Origin of the sequence: Moorena sp. SIO4E2 (assembly GCF_010671945.1) — a bacterium.
GTDB classification, from domain to species: Bacteria; Cyanobacteriota; Cyanobacteriia; order Cyanobacteriales; family Coleofasciculaceae; genus Moorena; species Moorena producens.
In genome coordinates this window covers 1-1,348 of the sequence record NZ_JAAHIE010001251.1, presented here as the reverse complement: position 1 = coordinate 1,348, position 1,348 = coordinate 1, and the positions used below count along the sequence as shown (strand labels likewise).

General features: G+C 46.3%; 2 protein-coding genes and 1 pseudogene. 1 reads left to right on the top strand and 2 read right to left on the bottom strand.

The features are described from left to right. Positions 1–410, top strand: a 410-nt coding sequence (locus tag F6K37_RS42655) for an alpha-isopropylmalate synthase regulatory domain-containing protein (RefSeq protein ID WP_287257253.1), incomplete at its 5' end; no start/stop codon positions are given. Between the two features lie 40 nt (positions 411–450). On the opposite strand, the gene F6K37_RS42650 is transcribed toward F6K37_RS42655, so the two are convergent. Together F6K37_RS42650 and F6K37_RS42645 are read right to left on the bottom strand one after the other, a co-directional pair. After that, positions 451–1,023: a DUF1131 family protein gene (locus F6K37_RS42650; RefSeq protein ID WP_287257252.1), complete on the bottom strand. Its 573-nt coding sequence runs from the start codon at positions 1,021–1,023 to the stop codon at positions 451–453. Between the two features lie 92 nt (positions 1,024–1,115). After that, positions 1,116–1,348: pseudogene (locus F6K37_RS42645) on the bottom strand (hypothetical protein); the annotation flags it as partial.

Here is a 1,348-nt window from a genome sequence, read left to right as displayed (position 1 = left end):
ATTGCGATATGCTACAAGGGGTCAGTAAACCCTACAGTAATTCTGTGGCAACCATTAAAGTATCTGTTAACAACCAGGATATTTTGGAAGTAGCAGAAGGCAATGGACCAGTGTCAGCCCTTGATGCAGCGTTGCGCAAAGCCTTAGTGAACTTTTACCCAGAGATTGCGGCTTTTCATCTAACCGACTACAAAGTGCGGATTCTCGATGGTACTGCTGGCACATCGGCTAAGACACGAGTGCTAGTGGAATCAAGCAATGGAGAACAGCGCTGGACAACTGTGGGGGTTTCCAGTAATATTCTCGAAGCCTCCTATGAAGCTGTGGTGGAAGGCATTGAGTATGGTTTGCTGTTGGAATCTTCAGCAAAGACACCATTGAGCCATTCGCCAGCCATGAAAGAGCGGTAATTAGAGCGCTAATTAGTAATTAATATTTGCTATTTGCGCACTAACGTGCAACCCAAAGTAGACTATCTAGCTTAGCCTTGGTGAGAACCTCAAGGGGAGGTAACTTATGATAAGGCCCTTCCCAGTTAACGGGTTGGTAGACGTATAGGATTGAGGCATTTTCCTCAAACCTACAAATTACTTTCCCAGTAGACCCTTCCTCACCTGGCAAGCAGTCTAGTTTCTCGTTTCCAGGAGTGGCTGAGTAGGCTATTCCTACCTTCACATCGTTTGGAGCAGGGATGCGATCGCTTAGTATTGTCATCCTGCCGATTTTTTGCTGGGAGATGTCGGCATCGATTTCCACTACCGGGCTATCTTGCCAGTAGGCTCTGAAAATATCGTAAGTTTCCCCTTCAGCAGAGGTGGTTTCTTTTTTTACGGTATAACTGGGCAAAGCACTCTTGATGGTATCAGCATCAAAGTTGCTGGTTTTGTTTAGTGTACCCAAACCCTCTGGAGTCAGCCTGAGATTAGACTTAGTTTCAGGCGGGGAAGGTTCCTTGGCGCAAGCGCCCAGGATACTCGTGAGTAGGACTATGCTGGTTAGGGTAAACAGTGTTTTTCTATACAATCTTGTTACAGAGTTTATCTTAACTACTAATTACATTAGCAAGAAGGTTAAACTTAAATAATAATACTTGTTCTACTTAGCCCAAGACACTACTATCGCACTTTGACCCCAGCAACTCTTTTTGAGCGCACCCGTTGTCCAGGGACAAGGCGATGGGTTCCGCCGACGATGACTTGATCCCCTGGTCGGAGAGTACCACGAACCAGAATGCGGTTACTCTGTGTCTGCAAAATTTCCACATCCCGCCGTTTGACACTGAAGACGTGAGTTGCACCAGAAAGATCCGATTCAGCCAATTCCCCCAAGACGTAGCAAGACCACAAAC